Raw genomic sequence first — 18,481 nt, 5'->3', positions numbered from 1 at the left:
CGCGGGGCACACTGGAAGGACCGCCGCCCCGCCCCGCACCCGCCCGACCCGGTCTCCTCCCGCCCTTCGTCCCGCTGAACCGCCCGCTGAACCATCCGTTGCACTGGGGGAGTTGGAAGCACCCGTGACCACCTGGACCGACCACACCGCCGACCGACCCATCTCGCTCACCGCTCCGAGCGGCATCGACCGCGCAGCCCACCACCGGCTCGACGAGGCCTGGCTCGCGGCGGCGTGGAGCCACCCCGACACCCGCTGTTTCGTGGTCTCCGGCGGCCAGGTCCTCATCGACGAGACGTCCGACGGCCGTACCGAGCTCGTCATGACCCCCTCCTTCGAGGCCCCGCTCACCGAGGCGCACCGCTACTTCCTGGGCACCGACGAGGACGGCGTCAGCTACTTCGCGCTCCAGAAGGACGCGCTGCCCGGCCGCATCGACCAGTCCGCGCGCCCGGCCGGCCTGCGCGAGGCCGGACTGCTGCTGTCACCGCGGGACGCGGGCCTGATGGTGCACGCCGTCGGCCTGGAGAACTGGCAGCGCACCCATCGCTTCTGCTCCCGGTGCGGCGAGCGCACGGTGATCGCCGCGGCCGGTCACATCCGCCGCTGCCCCGCCTGCGGCGCCGAGCACTACCCGCGCACCGACCCGGCCGTGATCATGGCGGTGACCGACGAGGACGACCGCATCCTGCTCGGCCGCCAGGTGCATTGGCCCGAGGGCCGCTTCTCCACGCTCGCGGGCTTCGTGGAGCCCGGCGAGTCCATCGAGCAGGCCGTGCGCAGGGAGGTCTTCGAGGAGGCCGGGATCGCCGTCGGCCCCGTCGAGTACGTCGCCAGTCAGCCCTGGCCGTTCCCGTCCAGCCTGATGCTCGGCTTCATGGCCCGCGCGACGTCGACCGAGATCGACGTCGACGGCGACGAGATCCACGAGGCCCGCTGGTTCTCCCGCGACGAGCTGGGCGCGGCCTTCGACTCCGGCGAGGTGCTGCCGCCGTACGGGATCTCCATCGCGGCCCGTCTGATCGAGATGTGGTACGGCAAGCCGCTGCCGACGAGGAGCTTCGTCTGAGACGGCGGACCGGCTGATGACCGACACCCACGACACCTGCTGGAACCACAACGTCCACTACCACCCGGTGGTGCTGGACGCGGTGCCGGACGGCTGCCGTTCCGCTCTGGACGTGGGCTGCGGCGACGGCCTGCTGGCCGCCGGGCTCGCGACCAGGGCGGAGTCGGTGACCGGGGTGGACCGGTCACCGGAGATGATCCGGCACGCCCGGAAGCGAGAGGTCCCGCAGCACGTCACCTTCCTGGAGGGTGACTTCCTCGACGGCGCGCTCCTCGCCGAGGGCGGCTACGACTTCGTCAGCGCCGTCGCCGTCGTCCATCACGTCCCCTTCGACGACGCGATCGGCCGGCTGACGGGGCTGGTCGCGCCCGGCGGGCGGCTGGTCGTCGTCGGCATGGCCCACGACCGCGGCCTCCTGGACCGGGTGATCAGCGCCTGCGCGGCCGTGGCCGGGGTGCTGCGGGTGCGCGGACGCCGCACCGGACAGAGCCCGTCCGCCATGCCCGTCGAGCAACCGATCATGAACTGGAGAGAGGTGCGGCGGGCCACCGCGCACCTGCTTCCCGGCCGCCGGTACCGGCGCCGGCTGCTGTGGCGCTACACCCTCGTGTGGGACAGGCCGTCCGGCACACGCGAAGGCGGCCCCTGACCGAAGCCGGGGGCCGCCTGGCACGGCGCTCGAGGACACCGTGCGGAGCGCGAAGGGCGCCTACGCGCTGATCTTCTGCTTGACCTGGGTCAGCGAAGGGTTGGTCAGCGTCGAGCCGTCGGCGAAGAGCACGGTCGGGACCGTCTGTAGACTTCCCTCCTGCTTGTGGCGGCCAGGGAGAGTCGCCCCATGTTCGGGAGGGGGAGGCCGTGAGCGAGAAGCCCAGGGCTCTTGGCGTGGTCCGTCTGTCTGTAGGCAACGAGAACCAGACCGGCGAGGAAACGCAGCGGACCCGCATCAGCAAGCGGGCGGACGCGGAGGAAATGGAGCTGGTCGACTTCGCCGTCGACATCGACGTGTCGGCGTCCATCTCGCCTTGGATGCGCCCGTCCCTGGGGGACTGGCTCAACAACAAGAAGGACCAGTTCGACCACATCGTCATCTTGAAGATCGACCGCATCGCGCGGTCGGTCCGCCACCTCTCGGACATCATCGAGTGGTGTGAGGCGAACGGTAAGGGGCTGATCTCCTGCGAAGAGGGGTTCGACCTCTCGAAGCCGTGGGGCAAGACCATCGCCAAGATTCTGGCCGTGGTCGCAGAGGCGGAGCTGGACGCCATCAAGGCCCGCAACAAGGCGTCCCGGGAGACCATGCGGAAGACGGGCCGCTGGCCGGGCGGCCTGGTGCCGTTCGGCCGCAGGGCTGTGAAGGGGGAGGAAGGGTTCACTCTGGAACTCGACCCCGAGTACGGCCCAAGGCTGATCGAGATGATTCGCCGCTTCATCGAGAAGCCGAGCTTCTCAGCTGTTGCCGACTGGCTGAACGAGGAAGGCGTGCCCACGGCTCAGGACATCGCCCGTATTCGTGCGGCGGCAGGCGAGAGTACGACTCGGTTGGCGGCCCCGAAGCCTCGGGGGAGCAGGTGGACGCCGACCACGGTGCAGGCCGTACTGACCAGCCGCTCTCTGCTCGGGGAGTACGTACGTGCCAACGGCTCCGTGGTCCGCAACGACGACGGCACACCCGTCATGCGGTCCGAGCCAGTGCTGAACGAGGAGGAGTGGGCGAAGCTGTCGGGGGCTGTCGCCTCGGTCAAGTACAAGAAGCAGAAGGGCTCCACATCGCCGACGGTGGGCGTGACGTTCTGCCTGTTGTGCGGAAGCTCCCTCTACTTTGTGAAGGGCGACCCGTCCAAGAGCAAGCGCGCGCGGTACCGCTGTCACGGCAGCAAGAGCAAGGGCATCCAGCCATGCCCGAAGCAGAGGTTCTGGGCCGAAGACCTGTACCCCTGGCTGGAGTCGGCCCTGTTGGGGGAGATCGGCCACCTGGAACGGATGGAGTCGAAAACAACCATCGACGACAGCCGTGCGGCGAAGCGCGCTGTGATCGACGGCAAGATGAACCAGCTTCTGAAGGAACTCCAGCAGGACGAGATCAACGCCGTCGCGTACGCCTCGCAAGTCGCCAGCCTTGCCCAGGAGCGAGAGAAGGTCACCAACCAGGAGGGACCGAAGCCGGTGACCGTGTGGACGGGCACGGGCGAGAGCTACGCGGAGTGGTGGGAGCGGTCGAGTGTCGACGAGCGCCGGGAGTTCCTGAAGAAGCACCAGGTGAAGGCGCACTTCCGGCCCGATGTCCTTGCCATCGATCCAGGTGACCTCATCGAGAACATTCGGCAGCAGGGTGTCTCGTGGTGGGACACCCCCTCCAAGGCTTCTCAGGTGCTCGCACCGATCACACCGGTCTCGCTGTCCGGAAAGCAGTACGAGAAGCCCGGGACGCTTACGGGTGCCGAGTGGGAGATCGTCAGCCGCTGGGAGGACTACGAAGCGGAACGTGCGGCGCAGCAAGCGAAGGCCGAAGGGAAGGCCAAGGCAGCGGAGGGAGCCGAGAGAGTTCCGACTCCCGTCTGACGCTGAGCGAGCGAAGCCGAGTTCCGGCGCACCTTCGCCAGGGGCGAGATCGTGATGTCGAGAACTTCTACCGATGCTTCGGGAGCCCACGGCGGCGACAGCCTGAGCGATCACTCTCCGCTCAGCCGGCCGTCCAACGGTCGTCGGCCCACCGTTCACTACCCCGTCAGCCCGTCGAGGCTGGCGGGGTCTCGCCGTCTCAGGGCAGCAGTGGGCGCCCCTCCTGGGCAGCCTCGATGTGCTCCGGTCTGAGCGCATCCTCGCCGTACTCGGCAGTGAACGCGCGCACCCGACCGAGGGGCGAGTCCGGCGGGGGCGGCTCCTCGCTGATCGTGAAGCCGAGGATCTGCGCCCAGAACGCTGCGCCTACGTCTTGCGAGTTGTTCATGTCCATGCGGCGACGGTAGGCGGAGGGTCTGACAGTCGAGTGACCTGCCTCTCTCTTCGATGGGTCGTCTTCTGAAGCGGCCCGCTCGCTCCCACCAGTAAGTGAGGGCAGTTCGCTCCCCGCTCGGCAGGTGATCGGCGTCACGGTGATTCGACCCGGACAAACCCTTGATCATTTGGCTCTCTGTAAGTGGGGCCGTTCGCCCCTCACTCGCCTGGCCAACGGGTCGGGCGCTCTTCTCTTGGCCTGTCGCCCTGATGGCAAGCCATCACAACACTCCCCCCTCGGGTTGAGTCGGTCCACCTCCTACCGGCTCCCCACCAACGACGACGACCGGCAGAGGGTCAGCAAGGCACTGTCACGCCTGCCGGTCGTCGTCGCTCTCTCAGCTTCCGTTCGGGTGGTACCGAGAGGAGGGTGCGCGGTCTCTCTGTGCACCTCCTTCAGGCAAGAGCCCCCAGGTCCCCCATGGTCTGGGGGCTCTTCGCTTGGCCCACCCATCTGATGACAAGTAACAACAGCCTCGCCCGAGGCAGGAAGGAGGCCCTTCGTGTTCCAGATCGAGGGCACCAACTACATGACCGTTCGGAGACAGCACGTCGCCTCGGACTCCACCCCGGCAGCGTCCGCAACTGGCGAGCCAACGACGCAGAGCCGATCGAGGGCGTCAAGCTCGGGCACTCCGTGCTCTACCGCGCCGAGGACGTCGAGCGCCTGGCCGTCGAGCGTGGCCGATGAGCGATGGCAAGGTCTGGTGGCCGATCTCCTACGCGGCCCGGCACATCATCGGATGCCACCCGCACTGGTTCTACGTCGAGCTGGAGCGCAACCGGCCGAAGTGGGCACGCTTCCTCCACCCGGACGGCAAGCGGCTCCTGCTCGACGCCGACGCCGTGGCCGACTATGTGGCCGAGCATCCCGTGAACCTCCCCAAGTACCGGCCCAAGTGGAAGAAGCGGGGAGGTAAGAAGCGCCGTGCCTCCTGAGCCTCATCCCGCCTTCAGTAACTACCCCGGCCGCTACGTCGAGTACCTGCGGGGCCGAGACGCTGCCCGCACACCGGCCGACGAAGAGCCCGAGCCGTACGACGTGAACGCCGAGAAGGACGGCGAGCACAGCTCGACCGTCCAGAGCGCCGACCTGTACGGCGAAGAATCCGGCTGGATCACCTTCTGAACACCCGCGAGAGCTGGCAGAACGGCCACTCACGCAGCCTCACATGCCCTCTGGTCCCGATGGCCACGGAGGCTCTCTCATGCCCGCGAAGAACTGCACAGAGCCGCACAGACAGACGGCCGGCTCGCACGCGCGCGATACCCCAACAGCCCAACCGAACCAGGGAGGTTCACACACCCATGGCTGCCAAGACCACCCGTAAGACGTTCGCCACCATCGTTGCCGAGCAGGAAGCCACCATCCTCGCCGAGGCACCCAAGCTCCTCGCTGAGATCGAGCAGGCCCGAGAGCTCATCACGACCCGCGGGGAGGAACGCGAGGAGGCCGAGGACCGGCTGTCGGACATCCTCGGCGCGTTCAAGCGGGGCGACGCCTCCCACTCCGCCGCCGACCTGGCCGAGGCTCGCGCGGCCGTCGAGCGTGCCGAGCTCCTGACTACCGGCCAGCGTGCGAAGGCCGACCGACTGACGAAGGCCGCTCCGCAGACTGACAAGCGCCTCGCCGAGATGGTGGCTGAGTCGGTCTCGAAGGTCGTTCCGTACGCGGCCGAGGTGATCCCCTCGTTCGTTCGGCCGGCCGAGGCGCCCGAATACCTGCTGACCGGCCCCATCGTCGTCATCACGCAGGACGCCCCGGCGAAGGAGCGAGACGGAAAGTTCGGGGCCGGTATCACGATCCGCAGCTTCCGGCTCCCGCACTTCCAGCAGATCGACGCCCGCGACCTGGAAGAGGACTTCAAGGCTCGCGGCTGGTTCATCCCGAGTGACCGGATCTACCAGAACACCGAGCGCCACGACAGCTTCATGGTCGACGTGGTCAGGGTGCAGGAGCTCGTCGCCTACGCCTCCACGCCGGTCATCGCGAAGGACCCGACAGAATCCGACGTGAACCCTGTCATCGGAACTCTGTCCAACGAGATGGTCCGAGCCTTCCCGATTCAGGGCGACGTGATGGCGGGAGTATCCTTCCAGCCGGGCAACGGCGCCAGCAGCGAGTTCGTGAGCGTCAAGCCGAGGAACCGACGCTTCAAGGTCACGAAGACCGGCGCCGAGCGGCGCACGGTCGTCGAGGTCGAGTACGAGGTTCGTGGCGAGAACGCCAACGTGAGCGAGGGCGCGGCCCTGACGGCTGCGATGGTCGGACTCAACTCAATGCCCGGCAAGTTCTTCGCAGGCGTCGGCGTGGTCGAGAAGGTCTCCACGTTCGACCTGAAGACCCCCAGCCCGAACTACCTCGGCGCCCGCGTCGAGCTGGTCTCCCTCGCCGGCTGATCGCTGGCCTGCTGAGTGTCGTCGCCGAGTGGTCCGCCTCGGGGGCGGTGCTGAGCGGTCCACCGAGGATCGCCGGTCCCGAAGGAGCACACCCCATGACCGTCGCCATCGCCACCCTGTACGCCGCCCTGCTCGTCGAGGTCTTCACCTTGGCCCGCGTCGGCGTCTACACCCTGATGCCCGAGCAGCCGGTGAAGCACGACAAGACCTACTCGGGAGCACGGACGCGCGCCACCGTCCGTGAGCGCATGATCCGCGAGGCCGCCCGCAGCGCCTGACCTTCACCCCGCCCGCCAGGACCAGCGGGTTTGTAGTCGGCGGGCAACGTTGTGTTACCGTCGTACCAACGCTGGAGCTGTGAAATTGCGGCTCAAGTGGCTCAGTTGAAGACCTGTTGGTACCAGTCCCCAACAGGTTGAAGGAGAAAGAGACCAGGCCATTCCCGCTCTGGGGTGGCGGCCATTCCCGCTCTGGGATGGCGAACGGGCACAGTGTGCCCGTGTAGTACCGAGTACCGACGCCGGACTGGGGCGACAGGGCTCGACCGACTCCTCCGGAGGCGCGTCCAGTGACGCGAACCGAAGGAAGTCACGTCATCTGCGGGTGCAGGTGGCTGGTCGAGGCCGTCGCGCGTTCATCAGCTACCGAATCCCGCCCAACGTCCAACAGGGAGGGAATGCTGATGAGCGCCAACAAGAAGAAGTCCATCATCCTCGGGTACGGCGCCCTGCTGTCCATGATCGCCTCGCTCGTCGCGTGGGCGGTGTTCTACGCCAACGGCACGTCCGGGCCGGGCAGCCTCAAGATCGCGGGTACCGTGCTGGGCTCCGGTCTGGGCCTCACTCTCGGAGTCCTCGCCGCGTTCAAGTTCGAGGACGACGACACGACACCCCCGAACGACAACACCACGGCGCCTGCGACTCGGGGCCCGTCGGGAACGCCGTCGGCGGATGATCGCGTGGGGCAGGCGCCCGATGCGCGTTCTTCGTCGATGCCGCCCGCGACGGTTCCGCCGTCGACGGATGGCCGGCCGTAGAGGATGAACTCGTCGACGGCGATCCGCTCTCAGTCGGTCTGCGGGCGGACGCCGCCGGGGTTCAGCCGACCGTCGACTGAGCGTGACCGATCACCCGGTGACGTGCTCCCATCTGACCTTGATGGCGTACGCGTCCTTCTGCATCATCTGGTAGTAGTCGTAGCCCTGGTCAATGTCGTTGAATTCTTCGACGCGCTCCTCGCCGGTCTCGATGTTCTTCCACGTCACCCGGTACTTCGTCACGGCCATGGGCCCTCCTCGGCTCGTCATCGGATCGAGACTGAGAACGCCGCCGAGAGCCGCATGGTTCCGGATCGCGCAGCAGGATGCACGAAGTTGACGGCGAGCCGCCCGATCATGTAGAACCCTCACTCCGCCTCTTCGAGGCGCACCGTAGCTCCCGCCGCTCGACGGCGGTAGAGCTGGACACTCCGCGAGAGTCCGCCATCCCGAGGGGCTGGCAGGGGAAGCCGAGGGGCATCCCGAGCGCGAACGGTACGCGCGATCTCCCATCACCACGCCGAGGCGTAGCCGTGCGCTGCTCTCGGCCTCTCGAAGGAGGTCGCAACCCGTGACGGCGACTGGCTACCTACTCGACCTGCCCCTCACTGACTACCACCTGTCCTACTCCCACATCCCTGCCGAGCTCATCGCCGCTCTGCCCGAGGGGTCTGCCGTCTCGGCCGTCCGCATGATGCCGGACGGGTCCCTGCTCCGACTGACGTTCGTTCGCAGCTACGGCGAACGGGAGCTCTGGCACGTACACGGACTCCGCGCCCGTGGAGTCTCGAACGAAGAGCTCTCCCGAGAGCTCGTCTGCGTCCTGTATCGCCCTACCGCCACCGTGACCACGGAGCGGTCACGCCCCTTGCAGGTGGCTCGATGAACAACGGCACGAAGAAGAAGGGCGCCCCCTTCAAGGTCCAGTGGGAGCGGCACGTTCTGCGGGTGGCGAAGCTGAAGAACCCGACTCACGCCCTCGTCGGCATGGCTTACATCGGCTACGCCAACCCTGACGGAAGCAACCCCCGCCCGCCATGAAGCGGATCGCCGCAGATCTCGGCCTGTCCGAGCGCACCGTAGAGCGCGCCTTCGAGGGGCTGGAGGCTGCGGGGCTCATCGTGCGACTGACCCGAGGAATTCCCGGCAAAGCAAGTCACTGGCGCTTCGTCATCCCCGAGGAAGACCCGACAGCCGTGACGGGTGTCGTCGAGGCCGAGGAGCAGGAAGACCCGACAGCCCTGACGGAGACACCCGACAGCGGTGACGGCAAGGCCCGACAGCCTGCTCAGGAAGACCCGACAGCGGTGACGGCGTACCAAGACAAGTACCAGCACACCACCAACACAACTACCAACACAGAGGCGGCCCTCACGGGCCGCAGCAACGTTGACGACGTCTGGGCTCAGGTCGAGGCCGAGCACTACGAGCAAGAGCACTACGAAGAGCTCTCGACTCGCCACCTGCTGGAACGCGTCGAGCTCGGGGCGCCTGTCGGCGCCCTCTGACGTAGACCGCAACGGCGAGGTGATGGCCGAGTGTCACGCCTTCGCCGTTGCCCTCTTCGCTCTGCGGCGCCCTACCGGGCGCCCCTGACGCATGCTCGCTTACTCCCTGGGGGCGCTCCGCGCCCCACTTCCCGAAGACCCTCACGGCAAGCCAATTCACCTTGCCGTTTCAGCTCGACCAAGTGGCGGCCAGCAGGGCGCCCCATCACAAGGAGGACTTACACGGTGACTACTTACTCCCCGATCATCGGCGCCGATGGGCGCAAGCTCTGCGGCATCGAGTCGTGCGGCCGTCCGCACCGAGTGCGCGGCCTCTGCCTGGCGCACGGTCAGCGCGTTCGCGCGCACGGCGATCCGCAGGCCGACAAGCCGTTGCGCTCGCACGCCCCCCGTAACTGGAAGGGCGACGACGTCTCGTACATCGGCGCGCACAACCGCGTGACCCGAGAGCACGGCAAAGCCGCCGAGTGGAAGTGCGCTTGCGGATGCGGCCGACAGGCCACCGACTGGGCGTACCTCGGGACCGACCCGGCGGTGAAAGTCGACGAGGCCGGCCGCCTGTACTCCGTCAGCCCGGACCACTACGCGCCCTTGGCCAAGACGTGTCACCGCAGCTTCGACACCTGGCAGGCGCAGCGGCGTACCGGCGCCCCCCTCGCTCTCGTCATCGCCGAAGCCTTGGCCGCTTGAACTACTCGAAGGAGTTGATCCCCCTGTTTCTCGTCTCTCACATCCACCACGCCGGCCGACACGCTGCCGAGCACATCGCAACCCTGGTCGACTCGCTCACCCTCCCCGGCGTGGACGTCCGGCTCATTTCTGCCGACGCATACCAGGGGCGAGGCCCTGCCCGTTGGCTCGACGTCGAGCTCTACGCCACGAAGGGTCACGGTTACCCGGACGCTGACACGGCGGACGCTCTCGACGCCGTGGCGCTCGCCCTGGACGTCATCACTGGCCACGAAGTGAAGGGCTTCGGTTCGGTCTCTGGTGGCGCTCTCGCGGCCTCTCACGCCATCCGCGAGGGTCTGGCGCTCTCGCTCCGGCTGGACGTCGACGCGGACGCACAGAGCCTCCCTGACTCTCGCTTCCGGCTCGACGATCGGGTGCCCCGTCCTGTCGAGGAGATGGCCGCGTAAGTACATCGGCCAGCCCATGGGGACTTGAAGCCAAGTCATCAAAATTCAGTACGAGTTGACTCACTCCTGACGCCACACTGAACGCATGGACGAACTGTATGTAGTCCGGCATCAGCCAACCTGGCGTGAGGAGCCGGACCCGGAGCCGGACGACGAGTACGACAACGACACGGACCACAAGACCGTGTACGCCCTCTTCGGGCTGGCCATCTACAAGGCCAACGTCCTCGAACACACCCTCGTCAACACCCTCGCGATGGCCAAGCTCATCACGGCGGAGGAGCAGGGTGAACGGCTCATCCGCGACCCCTGGGCGCAGGGGTTCAAGGACATGATGGGCAAGCTCATCCGGCGTGCCGAGCCGTACGTAAGCGCCTACCCGGAAGTGGTGGACGACCTCACCGCCAGCTTGAAGCGGCGTAACTTCCTGGTCCACCACTTCTGGCGCGAGCGCATCCAAGAGATGATCACCGAGTCGAGTCGGGCCAAGATGTGCGCCGACCTGAAGTCGGACTGTCGACTCTTCACCCAGACGGACGAGCGTCTGACCGAGAGGGTCTTTGACCCTCTGGCGAGGAGGCGGGGGATCACTCCCGAGATGATCGAGGCTCAGTACGCGAAGGAACGCCGCGAGGCCATGAAGCGATACGAGCCCGAGTCGTTCACGGACGATGAAGACTCGGCCTGAACCGCGGAGCCGCCGGTCCTGACACTCCGCTCGCCCGCATCCCGGGCTACGCCGCTGAGCACGGGTACGAAACCTGACCGGCGGCCCTTCCACATGACCAAGCTCGGCCTGCTTTCAATCGCCGCCCTTGGGGCTTCAGTCGGCATGATGGTCTGTCATGAGCTTCACAGGTATCGCGGCAGTCCTTGCCCTCGCCGGCATCCCCGTGAGCGTGCTGGTCGCTCGCTGGCAGATGCGCACCACACTGGCGCAAGCGGAGGCGAGTCACCGGACTGCCCTGGCGGCGGCGGAGGCGAACCATCGGAGCGCGTTGGAGGTTGCGCGACAGCAGGCTGAGGCCGAGCGTGATCGATGGATCTTGGACGCCCGACGGGCGGAGTACAGGCTTTTCCAGAACTCCTTGAACCAGCTCCGTCGAGCCCTGGAGCGATCTGGCGTTGGCGACAGCGAGATGGAAGAGGCGCTGCATGAGGTGCACGACAGCAGCCATCGGATCGCGGAGGTGGGACCGGACGAGGTGCACCGCATCGCCAAGTTCATCCGAGAGCGGTGCTACCCGATGCGCACCTGGCCCCGAGACAGGCGCGTAGAACTGTGGAGGCTGCAAGTTGCGCCGGCACGCGTGTCTCTCGACGAGGCGATCAACGAAGTGATCAGCGGGCGAAGCCCTACGAGCACCCCTTGAGATCGACCCTGAAACCGTGGCGCAAGGACAGGCGGTAAGACGCAGCGGTGAGGAAACTGCGCTTCAGGAGGTCATCCCCACCTCCTTCGCCGACCTCGGCTCCCAGGGCACTGGGTGCGGCGCCTCGCGTCGCGCGACCTCAGCGAAGGGGTGGCTCCTTGAAGAGGATGCGGGCAAGCTCAAGTCGTTGCTCCTTCGACCACTTGACCAAGCGCCACTCCACCGTCACCTGCGGATTGGTCGTCGACCGGTAGCTGATGACCCGAGGCCGCTCGGCCGGCGGCTCGCCTTCGGGCTCGTCGTGCTCTGTTACCGGCGTCTGGGCCATGAGCCAGCCTCCCGTATTTCCGCTCGTCCACCGTTACGTGCGGGGCTCGTCCAGCACGTACGTTGCCGGTGTTCAACGAGCCGAGATGGCTTCCGTACCGGCCCTGGTCACCATGGCGAAGGAGGTACAGGTGCGCCGAAACTCCGGGTGTCCTGTTCGGCCGGTATGGCTCATGCACCCGATGTCCACCGCTGCGCCATCGGCCGACGACGTCGCCTTCCACTCGCACGCCATGCACTCGGCCGCGAAGGTGACGTCAGTGCCTGGCTGCTGGGTGATCCGGTGCTTCACAAATCGCAGGACGGAGCGGGTCACCGAGCGCTCTCCGGCGCCTTCATGGCTTTGGCCATCTGTTCGACCACGTCCGCTCGTACCATGCCGACGTGCACGTACGCCGTGCCCTTGTGCGTGACCATCGGGCGGACGCTGCCCCATACGCTCTCAGGGGCACCGAGGGCGGCGAGAGCCGCCCGCAGCGCTTCGGTCGCCTGGGTGGCCTTTGCTCGGCTGTCCCGCCACGTCTGCATGTCCATCACCGGTGCCCTCGCCTCTTGTGCGGGTGGCTTCGGATCTCGACGTCGGCGTCCGTCGCCGCGGACAGATCTCCCCGGTCTCTCGCTGCCTGTCGTTGCCTTGCGAGTGCGGCGCATACGTCGCACCCCCGTACCGGTTCCGGAGGCGTCGGCGGAAGTGGCAGGTACACGGGTCCTGACTGCGTGGTCATGGTTGCTGGCATGGCTACTCCCCGGCTTGGATCTCGCTCCCATCCATCCTTGGGGCTCAGACCGAGCGTCCCTACGGTCTTTCCTGTTGAGGCAAGAACTCGTCTCGAACGCTCTCGACGAGAGTGCGCATGCCATCGCCGTAGAGCGCCACGTCGGCGAAGCGCTGGAAGGTGTCGACGTACGTCTGAACGTCCCTGGGATCGCGCGTCGTGATCTCGGAGTGGAACGTCTCGACGATCACGAGCCGGTCATCGCGGACACTGAAACACGTCATCGGGAAGTCCGGCATCCGACCGGCCAGGGGCACCACCCCAACGGTCACGTTGGGGAGCCGGGACAGGGATACGAGCCGATCAAGCTGCACTGTCATGACGGCCGGCTCGCAGATCAGCCACCGCAGGACGTGCTCACAGATCACGAAGTGGAAGGTCCGGCCCACTTCGTAGAGCGTCGCTTGCCGCTCCATCCTCGCCGTCACGGTTCGGGCCCTGGTCTCGTCCGGGAGCCCGGGCGGCAGGGAGAACACCGCCGAGGCGTACTCCGGTGTCTGAAGGAGTCCGGGAATGAGCTGCCCCTGGAACAACCTGAGAAAGGTTGTGCTGGCCTCGATGGCTTTGATGGTGTTCTGGTGCTTCCACGGACCCATCCGGCGCAGCAGGCGCCATGCTGTGGCCTCCGTGACCTCGGCTCGGGCAGTGGCGAGGAACTGTTCCTTCACTGCCTCCGAGACGCCGAGCCCGGACAGGATGAGGTCGACGTCCTGCACGGTGGGCAGGGTCCGACCGTTCTCGATCTTCGACAGTTTCCCCGCGGACATGGAAGCCCTACGGGCCACCGCGTCACCGGTCAGTCCCGATGCCTCCCGCAGTGCCCGCAGGGCTCTCCCGATCGACTCCGTGGTCAGTGGTGCCGCTCCCAGTAGGCCGCGAACGGCACGGCATGGGTCAGCGCCACGTCGCGGTAACCCTGGTACTCCGCGAGCCGGTCGGAGGACAGGAGCTCGCCCCCGAGGAACTTGCCCTCGGGGGTGTAGTGCATCCGGTACACGTTGCGGTCATCGAAGAGCCAGAAGTCGTGATCAGGCAGGCTGGACACTTGCTGCTCGGCAAGGTCGATGATCCCGATGGACTCGCCAGCTTTGATGTTGCCGGGGTAGGCCGACAGCTCGAAACGCAGGTAGTCGGTCAAGGGAGAGCGTAGGACGTGAACCCGGGACACTTTCTTGCCCTTGTCGGTCATCGAGCGCACCCATGGGTTGTCGTGCCACTCCGAGCCCATGTCCTCGCCCGCGAGGAAGCGTGCGATCTCCTCCCGCTCCTCCTCCACGTCGTACTCATCGAGCGTTTCCAGCCGGAACGCGGTCCGCTTGAAGGCCTCGAAGAGACGGCCGAACTCCTCACCTGCGAGCACTGAAGTACTCCTCCAGCACCGCGGCCGGGACCATGACGGCCGTCCCACCCTCGGGGAGGTCGAGCTGTGCCAGCCGCTCAGGGTCGTTGATCACGTATCCCTGCACGACGTAGTCCTCACCGTCCTCGGTACCCCACAGCGTGGGGCACGTGCCGTTCTTGCACTCCGGATCTCCCGACAGCTTCCGCAGCGGTGCGCCCACGGCTTCCCCCTCACATCGACAGTCCTCGTCGCGTTTGATGTTTCCGACCCGCAGATGCCAAGGTCAAGATCCCCGGCTTTCCAGAACAGGAAAGGAGTACCGCGGTACGCAAAACCCCCGATCAGCCGTTGAAGCCGTCGGGGGTCGTGTGGCGCGAGGGTCAGGCGGTGAGGGCCTGCTTCACCTGGGCAAGGCTCGGGTTCGTCATCACGACCTCGTTACCACCCGCGGTGGGAACTACCCGAACCGTGGGGACCGTCTGGTTTCCGCCGTTCGCCTTCTCCACGAACGCGGCCGAATCGGGGTCCTGCTCGATGTTGATCTCGGTGTACGCGATGCCCTCGCGGTCCATCTGGCTCTTCAGCCGGCGGCAGTAGCCGCACCACGTGGTGCTGTACATCGTCACAGTGCCCTGCATCTCGCTCGCGCTCCTTCGGCAGGTCGGGAAAATCGTGCAGGACTGGAACGTACGCGGCCCGCCCGTCATTCCCGCACCGCCCGCCCTGCGTGACGCTCGCCGCATTCGTACGACCGCGCGGGGCCGCCTGTGGACAACTCGCACGGCGTTCTCCGGCGACCTGGCAGCATGGCCGTGTGACACCAGCAACGCACTCCTCCCTCTTCCCGCAGGTACCGGACTCCGCGGACGCGGTGCTCGACGGGCTCGACCCCGAGCAGCGCGAAGTGGCGACCGCCCTGCACGGGCCGGTGTGCGTGCTGGCCGGAGCCGGGACCGGCAAGACCCGGGCGATCACCCACCGGATCGCCTATGGGGTGCGGGCCGGCATCCTCCAGCCGTCCAGCGTGCTCGCCGTCACCTTCACCAACCGTGCCGCCGGGGAGATGCGCGGCCGGCTGCGCCAGCTCGGCGCCCAGGGCGTGCAGGCCCGCACCTTCCACTCGGCCGCGCTGCGCCAGCTCCAGTTCTTCTGGCCGAAAGCCGTCGGCGGCTCGCTGCCCCGGCTCGTCGACCGCAAGATCCAGCTGGTCGCCGACGCGGCCGCCGCCTGCCGCATCCGGCTGGACCGGGGCGAGCTGCGCGACGTCACCGGCGAGATCGAATGGTCCAAGGTCACCCAGACCGTGCCCGCCGACTATGCGCCCGCCGCCGTGAAGGCCGGCCGCGAATCCCCCCGCGACCCGGCCGAGATCGCCCAGATCTACTCGGCCTACGAGGACCTCAAGCGGGACCGCGGGGTCATCGACTTCGAGGACGTCCTGCTGCTCACCGTCGCCGTGCTGCAGGACCGGCACGACATCGCCGACCAGGTCCGCGCCCAGTACCAGCACTTCGTCGTCGACGAGTACCAGGACGTCAGCCCGCTCCAGCAGCGCCTGCTGGAACTGTGGCTCGGCGACCGGGACAGCCTGTGCGTGGTCGGGGACGCCAGCCAGACCATCTACTCGTTCACAGGCGCAACCCCCGACCATCTGCTCGACTTCCGCACCCGCCACCCCGGGGCCACCGTCGTCAAGCTGGTCCGCGACTACCGCTCCACCCCCCAGGTCGTCCGCCTCGCCAACGGCCTGCTGGCCCAGGCCCGCGGCCGGGCCGCCGACCACCGCCTGGAACTGGTCTCCCAGCGCCCCGCGGGACCCGAGCCCGTCCACACCGAGTACACCGACGAGCCCGCCGAGGCCGAGGGCGCGGCCCGCCGGATCCGGGAGCTGGTCGCCGCCGGGGTCCCGGCCGCAGAGATCGCCGTCCTCTTCCGCACCAACTCCCAGTCCGAGATCTACGAGCAGGCCCTCGCCGACGCGGGCGTGCCCTACCAGCTGCGCGGTGCCGAACGGTTCTTCGACCGGCCCGAGGTGCGCAAGGCGGGAGTCGCCCTGCGTGCCGCGGCCCGCTTCGGCGGCAACGACGCGCTGCTCGACGACACCGTCGACCTGCCCTCCCAGGTGCGCGCGGTCCTGTCCGGGGAGGGCTGGACGACCGAACCGCCGGCCGGCTCCGGCGCGGTCCGGGAACGCTGGGAGTCGCTGGCCGCCCTGGTCAACCTGGCGCACGACGTGGCCGCCGCCCGGCCCGCGGCCGGCCTCGCCGACTTCGTCGCGGAACTCGACGAGCGCGCGGGCGCCCAGCACGCCCCGACCGTCCAGGGCGTCACCCTCGCCTCCCTGCACTCGGCGAAGGGCCTGGAGTGGGACGTCGTCTTCCTGGTCGGTGTCGCCGAGGGGATGATGCCGATCACCTATGCGAAGACCGACGAACAGATCGAGGAGGAACGCCGGCTCCTCTATGTGGGGGTGACCCGCGCGAGGGAACGGCTCCATCTCTCCTGGTCGCTCTCCCGCACCCCCGGAGGCCGTTCCGGCCGCAGGCCCAGCCGCTTCCTCGACGGGCTGCGCCCCGGCTCCACCGGCACCGTCGGCCGAGGCGCGGGCGCGGGCACCGCAGGCGTCGAACGGGGGTCCGGTGCCGGCCCGGTGGCCGCGCCCCGGCGCGCGAGCCGTACCCCCGCCCGCTGCCGGGTCTGCGGTCGCACCCTCACCGACGCGGGCGAGATGAAGCTGATGCGCTGCGACGACTGCCCGTCCGACATGGACGAGGGCCTGTACGAGCGGCTGCGGGAGTGGCGTGCGGACCAGGCCCGGCTCAGCGGCCAGCCCGCCTTCTGCGTCTTCACCGACAGGACCCTCATGGCGATCGCGGAGAACGCCCCGGACGACGACCGCGAGCTGGCCCGGATCCCCGGTGTCGGCATGCGCAAGCTCAACCGTTACGGCGCCGATGTTCTGGCCATCTGCGCAGGTCGGCAGCCCGGCGGAGTCGTGGAGGGTGACTGATGCCAACTCGTCGAAAAAATAGTTTGCGCATGCCCCGGCAATCCCCATAGGTTCTAGGCACGGAAGCGGCGGCCTGCTCCAAGGCCCGGTTCCGTGTTGTACTTGCATACCCGAGCGGGCTGGTTCGTCCAGCCCCCGAAGACGCCGAGAGGAGGCGAGTCCTGTGATCAGCATCAAGACCAACATCAGCGCGGCCAAAATGACCGATCTCTCGGCCGTCTCCGCGTGCATGCTCGGCGTCTCCAACCCGGGCACCGGTCTGTCCGGCATTCCCGCCGTGCGTCCGGCGTCCTCCTCCGTTTCTCTCGCGAACCTTCCCGTCCGTGAGCGCGACGAGCGACCGACCGAGGCACTGGAAGCAGTAGTGGCACGGGCCCAGGCCTATGCCTTTACGGCAGCCGGTGCCGGAAGCCGGGAGCAGGCGACGCAGCACCACCTGATGTGGGCCTTCCGTGGGCCAGAACCCTGGAGTGATCCAGCCTGATTCGATCAGGCCGGCGCCTTCAGGGCCGCGGAACCCCATCCGGGATCCGCGGCCCTTCTGTTTGTCCCGTCACAGGGACGAACGGCGAAGGAGCCTCGGGCACGAGCAGCACCCGGTACCAGCCGCCAACCGGTCGACCCGACCGGCACGACCAGACGAGGAACAACAGCCGTGCAACTCGAAGCGCACGCCCCGTCCGTACCGCCTTCCCAAACGAACCCGCCGCCCGGCTCCACGGAGGACTCCGCCTTGATCCCCCTCACCGCGCTCACCGCGCTCGACGACGCCATCGAGAACCTCGGCGTACCCGTCCCCTGCCGTTCGTACGACCCGGAGGTCTTCTTCGCGGAGTCGCCGGCGGACGTCGAGTACGCCAAGTCCCTCTGCCGCACCTGTCCGCTGATCGAGGCCTGCCTCGCCGGTGCCAAGGAGCGGCGTGAGCCCTGGGGCGTCTGGGGTGGCGAGCTGTTCGTCCAGGGTGTTGTCGTCGCCCGCAAGCGGCCGCGTGGCCGCCCGCGCAAGAACCCGGTCTCGGCATGAACATCCACGGAACGATCGACCGTCCCCTCACGCACGATCCCAAGAAGCAGGCCCCGATGAAGCCGTCCACCAGCGAGCCCGCCGGCTCCGCGATCCCAGACTTCACTCCCGCCGGTACGACCACCGGTTCGCGTCAGAACAGGACCCGCGAAATGCAACTCATCCCAGAAGCCCTGGCTCGTGCGCATATGCACGAGCGACTGCACGAGGCCGAGCGGGAAAGCCGGGCCGTGCGCCTGGCGACCGCTCGCCGGATGCAGCGCCGGGCCGAGCGCGCCTCGATGCGCGCCCGCCGTGCGATCGCCATGGCCGTCATGCAGTGATCACCAACACCTGAAACGGTGGCCTCCCGGCTGAGGGAGGCGACCGCTTCCCGCGGGGGCCGGTCCGGCTGAACGGACCGGCCCCCGCGGTGCGTTGGTGTGCTGCGTTGATCCCGCTGATCCACGTGCCGCGGAGCCGTCGTCCCGAGCCGCCGCC

26 protein-coding genes and 1 pseudogene are annotated in these 18,481 nt (G+C 67.8%); 18 read left to right on the top strand and 9 right to left on the bottom strand.

The window, feature by feature from the left end; translation table 11 throughout:
* The first annotated feature begins 124 nt into the window (after positions 1 to 124).
* A complete protein-coding gene (nudC, locus tag ACIRQ9_RS21280) occupies positions 125 to 1,069 on the top strand; it encodes an NAD(+) diphosphatase (protein ID WP_404175408.1) in 945 nt (314 codons plus the stop codon).
* Between the two features lie 16 nt (positions 1,070 to 1,085).
* The gene (locus ACIRQ9_RS21275) at positions 1,086 to 1,718 is read left to right on the top strand and encodes a class I SAM-dependent methyltransferase (RefSeq protein ID WP_404175405.1); all 633 of its coding nucleotides are present in this window, start codon (positions 1,086 to 1,088) and stop codon (positions 1,716 to 1,718) included.
* 60 nt (positions 1,719 to 1,778) lie between these two features.
* Here the strand turns inward: ACIRQ9_RS21275 and ACIRQ9_RS21270 are convergent.
* A pseudogene (locus ACIRQ9_RS21270) lies at positions 1,779 to 1,883 on the bottom strand (NrdH-redoxin); the annotation flags it as partial.
* Positions 1,884 to 1,927: 44 nt separating this feature from the next.
* On the opposite strand from ACIRQ9_RS21270, the gene ACIRQ9_RS21265 reads away from it, so the two are divergent.
* Positions 1,928 to 3,631: a recombinase family protein gene (locus ACIRQ9_RS21265; RefSeq protein WP_404175402.1), complete on the top strand. Its 1,704-nt coding sequence runs from the start codon at positions 1,928 to 1,930 to the stop codon at positions 3,629 to 3,631.
* Positions 3,632 to 3,830: 199 nt separating this feature from the next.
* Here ACIRQ9_RS21265 and ACIRQ9_RS21260 read toward each other — a convergent pair whose 3' ends face one another.
* Positions 3,831 to 4,025: a hypothetical protein gene (locus ACIRQ9_RS21260; protein WP_404175399.1), complete on the bottom strand. Its 195-nt coding sequence runs from the start codon at positions 4,023 to 4,025 to the stop codon at positions 3,831 to 3,833.
* Between the two features lie 728 nt (positions 4,026 to 4,753).
* Here ACIRQ9_RS21260 and ACIRQ9_RS21255 point away from each other — a divergent pair.
* From ACIRQ9_RS21255 to ACIRQ9_RS21235, 5 genes are all read left to right on the top strand, one after another.
* Complete coding sequence (locus ACIRQ9_RS21255) at positions 4,754 to 5,005, top strand: hypothetical protein (protein WP_404175396.1); 252 nt, start codon at positions 4,754 to 4,756, stop codon at positions 5,003 to 5,005.
* Positions 4,995 to 5,195, top strand: a complete 201-nt coding sequence (locus tag ACIRQ9_RS21250; RefSeq protein ID WP_404175393.1) for a hypothetical protein — start codon at positions 4,995 to 4,997, stop codon at positions 5,193 to 5,195. Before ACIRQ9_RS21255 ends, ACIRQ9_RS21250 begins: the two co-directional genes overlap by 11 nt.
* A gap of 179 nt (positions 5,196 to 5,374) precedes the next feature.
* Positions 5,375 to 6,466, top strand: a complete 1,092-nt coding sequence (locus tag ACIRQ9_RS21245; protein WP_404175390.1) for a hypothetical protein — start codon at positions 5,375 to 5,377, stop codon at positions 6,464 to 6,466.
* Positions 6,467 to 6,561: 95 nt separating this feature from the next.
* Positions 6,562 to 6,744 (top strand): hypothetical protein, encoded by a 183-nt coding sequence (locus tag ACIRQ9_RS21240; protein ID WP_404175387.1) that lies wholly within the window; start codon positions 6,562 to 6,564, stop codon positions 6,742 to 6,744.
* Between the two features lie 404 nt (positions 6,745 to 7,148).
* Entirely contained in the window at positions 7,149 to 7,502 is a 354-nt protein-coding gene (locus ACIRQ9_RS21235; protein WP_404175384.1) for a hypothetical protein, read from the top strand.
* 90 nt (positions 7,503 to 7,592) lie between these two features.
* Here the strand turns inward: ACIRQ9_RS21235 and ACIRQ9_RS21230 are convergent, their stop codons facing one another.
* Entirely contained in the window at positions 7,593 to 7,751 is a 159-nt protein-coding gene (locus ACIRQ9_RS21230; protein ID WP_381690917.1) for a hypothetical protein, read from the bottom strand.
* A 633-nt stretch (positions 7,752 to 8,384) separates the two neighbouring features.
* Here ACIRQ9_RS21230 and ACIRQ9_RS21225 point away from each other — a divergent pair.
* From ACIRQ9_RS21225 to ACIRQ9_RS21200, 6 genes are all read left to right on the top strand, one after another.
* A complete protein-coding gene (locus tag ACIRQ9_RS21225; protein WP_404175381.1) occupies positions 8,385 to 8,543 on the top strand; it encodes a hypothetical protein in 159 nt (52 codons plus the stop codon).
* Positions 8,540 to 9,010, top strand: coding sequence for a hypothetical protein (locus ACIRQ9_RS21220; RefSeq protein WP_404175378.1), 471 nt, complete (start codon positions 8,540 to 8,542; stop codon positions 9,008 to 9,010). Before ACIRQ9_RS21225 ends, ACIRQ9_RS21220 begins: the two co-directional genes overlap by 4 nt.
* Positions 9,011 to 9,235: 225 nt before the next feature.
* Positions 9,236 to 9,700, top strand: coding sequence for a hypothetical protein (locus tag ACIRQ9_RS21215; protein WP_404175376.1), 465 nt, complete (start codon positions 9,236 to 9,238; stop codon positions 9,698 to 9,700).
* Positions 9,697 to 10,149 (top strand): hypothetical protein, encoded by a 453-nt coding sequence (locus tag ACIRQ9_RS21210; protein ID WP_404175373.1) that lies wholly within the window; start codon positions 9,697 to 9,699, stop codon positions 10,147 to 10,149. The genes ACIRQ9_RS21215 and ACIRQ9_RS21210 overlap by 4 nt, the downstream gene beginning before the upstream one ends.
* An 85-nt stretch (positions 10,150 to 10,234) precedes the next feature.
* Complete coding sequence (locus tag ACIRQ9_RS21205) at positions 10,235 to 10,837, top strand: hypothetical protein (RefSeq protein ID WP_404175370.1); 603 nt, start codon at positions 10,235 to 10,237, stop codon at positions 10,835 to 10,837.
* Between the two features lie 157 nt (positions 10,838 to 10,994).
* A complete protein-coding gene (locus ACIRQ9_RS21200; RefSeq protein WP_404175367.1) occupies positions 10,995 to 11,522 on the top strand; it encodes a hypothetical protein in 528 nt (175 codons plus the stop codon).
* 139 nt (positions 11,523 to 11,661) lie between these two features.
* On the opposite strand, the gene ACIRQ9_RS21195 is transcribed toward ACIRQ9_RS21200, so the two are convergent.
* From ACIRQ9_RS21195 to ACIRQ9_RS21170, 6 genes are all read right to left on the bottom strand, one after another.
* Positions 11,662 to 11,850 (bottom strand): hypothetical protein, encoded by a 189-nt coding sequence (locus ACIRQ9_RS21195; RefSeq protein WP_404175364.1) that lies wholly within the window; start codon positions 11,848 to 11,850, stop codon positions 11,662 to 11,664.
* 311 nt (positions 11,851 to 12,161) lie between these two features.
* On the bottom strand, positions 12,162 to 12,383 hold the full coding sequence (locus ACIRQ9_RS21190; protein ID WP_404175361.1) for a hypothetical protein: 222 nt from the start codon (positions 12,381 to 12,383) through the stop codon (positions 12,162 to 12,164).
* Positions 12,384 to 12,645: 262 nt separating this feature from the next.
* Positions 12,646 to 13,452 carry a helix-turn-helix domain-containing protein gene (locus ACIRQ9_RS21185; RefSeq protein ID WP_404175782.1) on the bottom strand — a complete coding sequence of 269 codons (807 nt, stop codon included), beginning with the start codon at positions 13,450 to 13,452 and terminating at the stop codon, positions 12,646 to 12,648.
* Between the two features lie 23 nt (positions 13,453 to 13,475).
* On the bottom strand, positions 13,476 to 13,985 hold the full coding sequence (locus tag ACIRQ9_RS21180; protein ID WP_404175358.1) for a DUF6879 family protein: 510 nt from the start codon (positions 13,983 to 13,985) through the stop codon (positions 13,476 to 13,478).
* Complete coding sequence (locus ACIRQ9_RS21175) at positions 13,972 to 14,187, bottom strand: hypothetical protein (RefSeq protein ID WP_404175355.1); 216 nt, start codon at positions 14,185 to 14,187, stop codon at positions 13,972 to 13,974. The genes ACIRQ9_RS21180 and ACIRQ9_RS21175 overlap by 14 nt, the downstream gene beginning before the upstream one ends.
* Before the next feature lie 160 nt (positions 14,188 to 14,347).
* Positions 14,348 to 14,605: a mycoredoxin gene (locus ACIRQ9_RS21170; protein ID WP_404175352.1), complete on the bottom strand. Its 258-nt coding sequence runs from the start codon at positions 14,603 to 14,605 to the stop codon at positions 14,348 to 14,350.
* A 176-nt stretch (positions 14,606 to 14,781) separates the two neighbouring features.
* Between ACIRQ9_RS21170 and ACIRQ9_RS21165 the strand changes: the two genes are divergently transcribed.
* The 4 genes from ACIRQ9_RS21165 to ACIRQ9_RS21150 all read left to right on the top strand — a co-directional run bounded on the left by ACIRQ9_RS21165 (position 14,782) and on the right by ACIRQ9_RS21150 (position 18,324).
* Positions 14,782 to 16,977 (top strand): ATP-dependent DNA helicase UvrD2, encoded by a 2,196-nt coding sequence (locus tag ACIRQ9_RS21165; RefSeq protein WP_404175349.1) that lies wholly within the window; start codon positions 14,782 to 14,784, stop codon positions 16,975 to 16,977.
* A 199-nt stretch (positions 16,978 to 17,176) separates the two neighbouring features.
* The gene (locus tag ACIRQ9_RS21160; protein WP_404175779.1) at positions 17,177 to 17,461 is read left to right on the top strand and encodes a hypothetical protein; all 285 of its coding nucleotides are present in this window, start codon (positions 17,177 to 17,179) and stop codon (positions 17,459 to 17,461) included.
* Between the two features lie 171 nt (positions 17,462 to 17,632).
* A complete protein-coding gene (locus tag ACIRQ9_RS21155; RefSeq protein WP_351321655.1) occupies positions 17,633 to 18,001 on the top strand; it encodes a WhiB family transcriptional regulator in 369 nt (122 codons plus the stop codon).
* Positions 17,998 to 18,324 (top strand): hypothetical protein, encoded by a 327-nt coding sequence (locus ACIRQ9_RS21150; protein ID WP_404175346.1) that lies wholly within the window; start codon positions 17,998 to 18,000, stop codon positions 18,322 to 18,324. Before ACIRQ9_RS21155 ends, ACIRQ9_RS21150 begins: the two co-directional genes overlap by 4 nt.
* Positions 18,325 to 18,481 lie beyond the last annotated feature (157 nt).

It is taken from the genome of Streptomyces sp. NPDC101237 (genome assembly GCF_044767465.1).
GTDB lineage: Bacteria > Actinomycetota > Actinomycetes > Streptomycetales > Streptomycetaceae > Streptomyces > Streptomyces gramineus.
The sequence above is the reverse complement of the archived record's forward strand: the minus strand, read 5'-3'. Positions and strand labels throughout refer to the sequence as shown.

What these genes read in the sequence shown, in the direction of transcription:
- ACIRQ9_RS21235 (WP_404175384.1), top strand. Translation starts at nt 7,149, where the DNA reads ATGAGCGCCAACAAGAAGAAGTCCATCATCCTCGGGTACGGCGCCCTG.
- ACIRQ9_RS21240 (WP_404175387.1), top strand. Translation starts at nt 6,562, where the DNA reads ATGACCGTCGCCATCGCCACCCTGTACGCCGCCCTGCTCGTCGAGGTC.
- ACIRQ9_RS21195 (WP_404175364.1), bottom strand. Translation starts at nt 11,850, where the DNA reads ATGGCCCAGACGCCGGTAACAGAGCACGACGAGCCCGAAGGCGAGCCG.
- ACIRQ9_RS21160 (WP_404175779.1), top strand. Translation starts at nt 17,177, where the DNA reads ATGACCGATCTCTCGGCCGTCTCCGCGTGCATGCTCGGCGTCTCCAAC.
- ACIRQ9_RS21260 (WP_404175399.1), bottom strand. Translation starts at nt 4,025, where the DNA reads ATGGACATGAACAACTCGCAAGACGTAGGCGCAGCGTTCTGGGCGCAG.
- ACIRQ9_RS21275 (WP_404175405.1), top strand. Translation starts at nt 1,086, where the DNA reads ATGACCGACACCCACGACACCTGCTGGAACCACAACGTCCACTACCAC.
- ACIRQ9_RS21170 (WP_404175352.1), bottom strand. Translation starts at nt 14,605, where the DNA reads ATGCAGGGCACTGTGACGATGTACAGCACCACGTGGTGCGGCTACTGC.
- ACIRQ9_RS21150 (WP_404175346.1), top strand. Translation starts at nt 17,998, where the DNA reads ATGAACATCCACGGAACGATCGACCGTCCCCTCACGCACGATCCCAAG.
- ACIRQ9_RS21245 (WP_404175390.1), top strand. Translation starts at nt 5,375, where the DNA reads ATGGCTGCCAAGACCACCCGTAAGACGTTCGCCACCATCGTTGCCGAG.
- ACIRQ9_RS21225 (WP_404175381.1), top strand. Translation starts at nt 8,385, where the DNA reads ATGAACAACGGCACGAAGAAGAAGGGCGCCCCCTTCAAGGTCCAGTGG.
- ACIRQ9_RS21205 (WP_404175370.1), top strand. Translation starts at nt 10,235, where the DNA reads ATGGACGAACTGTATGTAGTCCGGCATCAGCCAACCTGGCGTGAGGAG.
- ACIRQ9_RS21190 (WP_404175361.1), bottom strand. Translation starts at nt 12,383, where the DNA reads ATGGACATGCAGACGTGGCGGGACAGCCGAGCAAAGGCCACCCAGGCG.
- ACIRQ9_RS21230 (WP_381690917.1), bottom strand. Translation starts at nt 7,751, where the DNA reads ATGGCCGTGACGAAGTACCGGGTGACGTGGAAGAACATCGAGACCGGC.
- ACIRQ9_RS21220 (WP_404175378.1), top strand. Translation starts at nt 8,540, where the DNA reads ATGAAGCGGATCGCCGCAGATCTCGGCCTGTCCGAGCGCACCGTAGAG.
- ACIRQ9_RS21200 (WP_404175367.1), top strand. Translation starts at nt 10,995, where the DNA reads ATGAGCTTCACAGGTATCGCGGCAGTCCTTGCCCTCGCCGGCATCCCC.
- ACIRQ9_RS21255 (WP_404175396.1), top strand. Translation starts at nt 4,754, where the DNA reads ATGAGCGATGGCAAGGTCTGGTGGCCGATCTCCTACGCGGCCCGGCAC.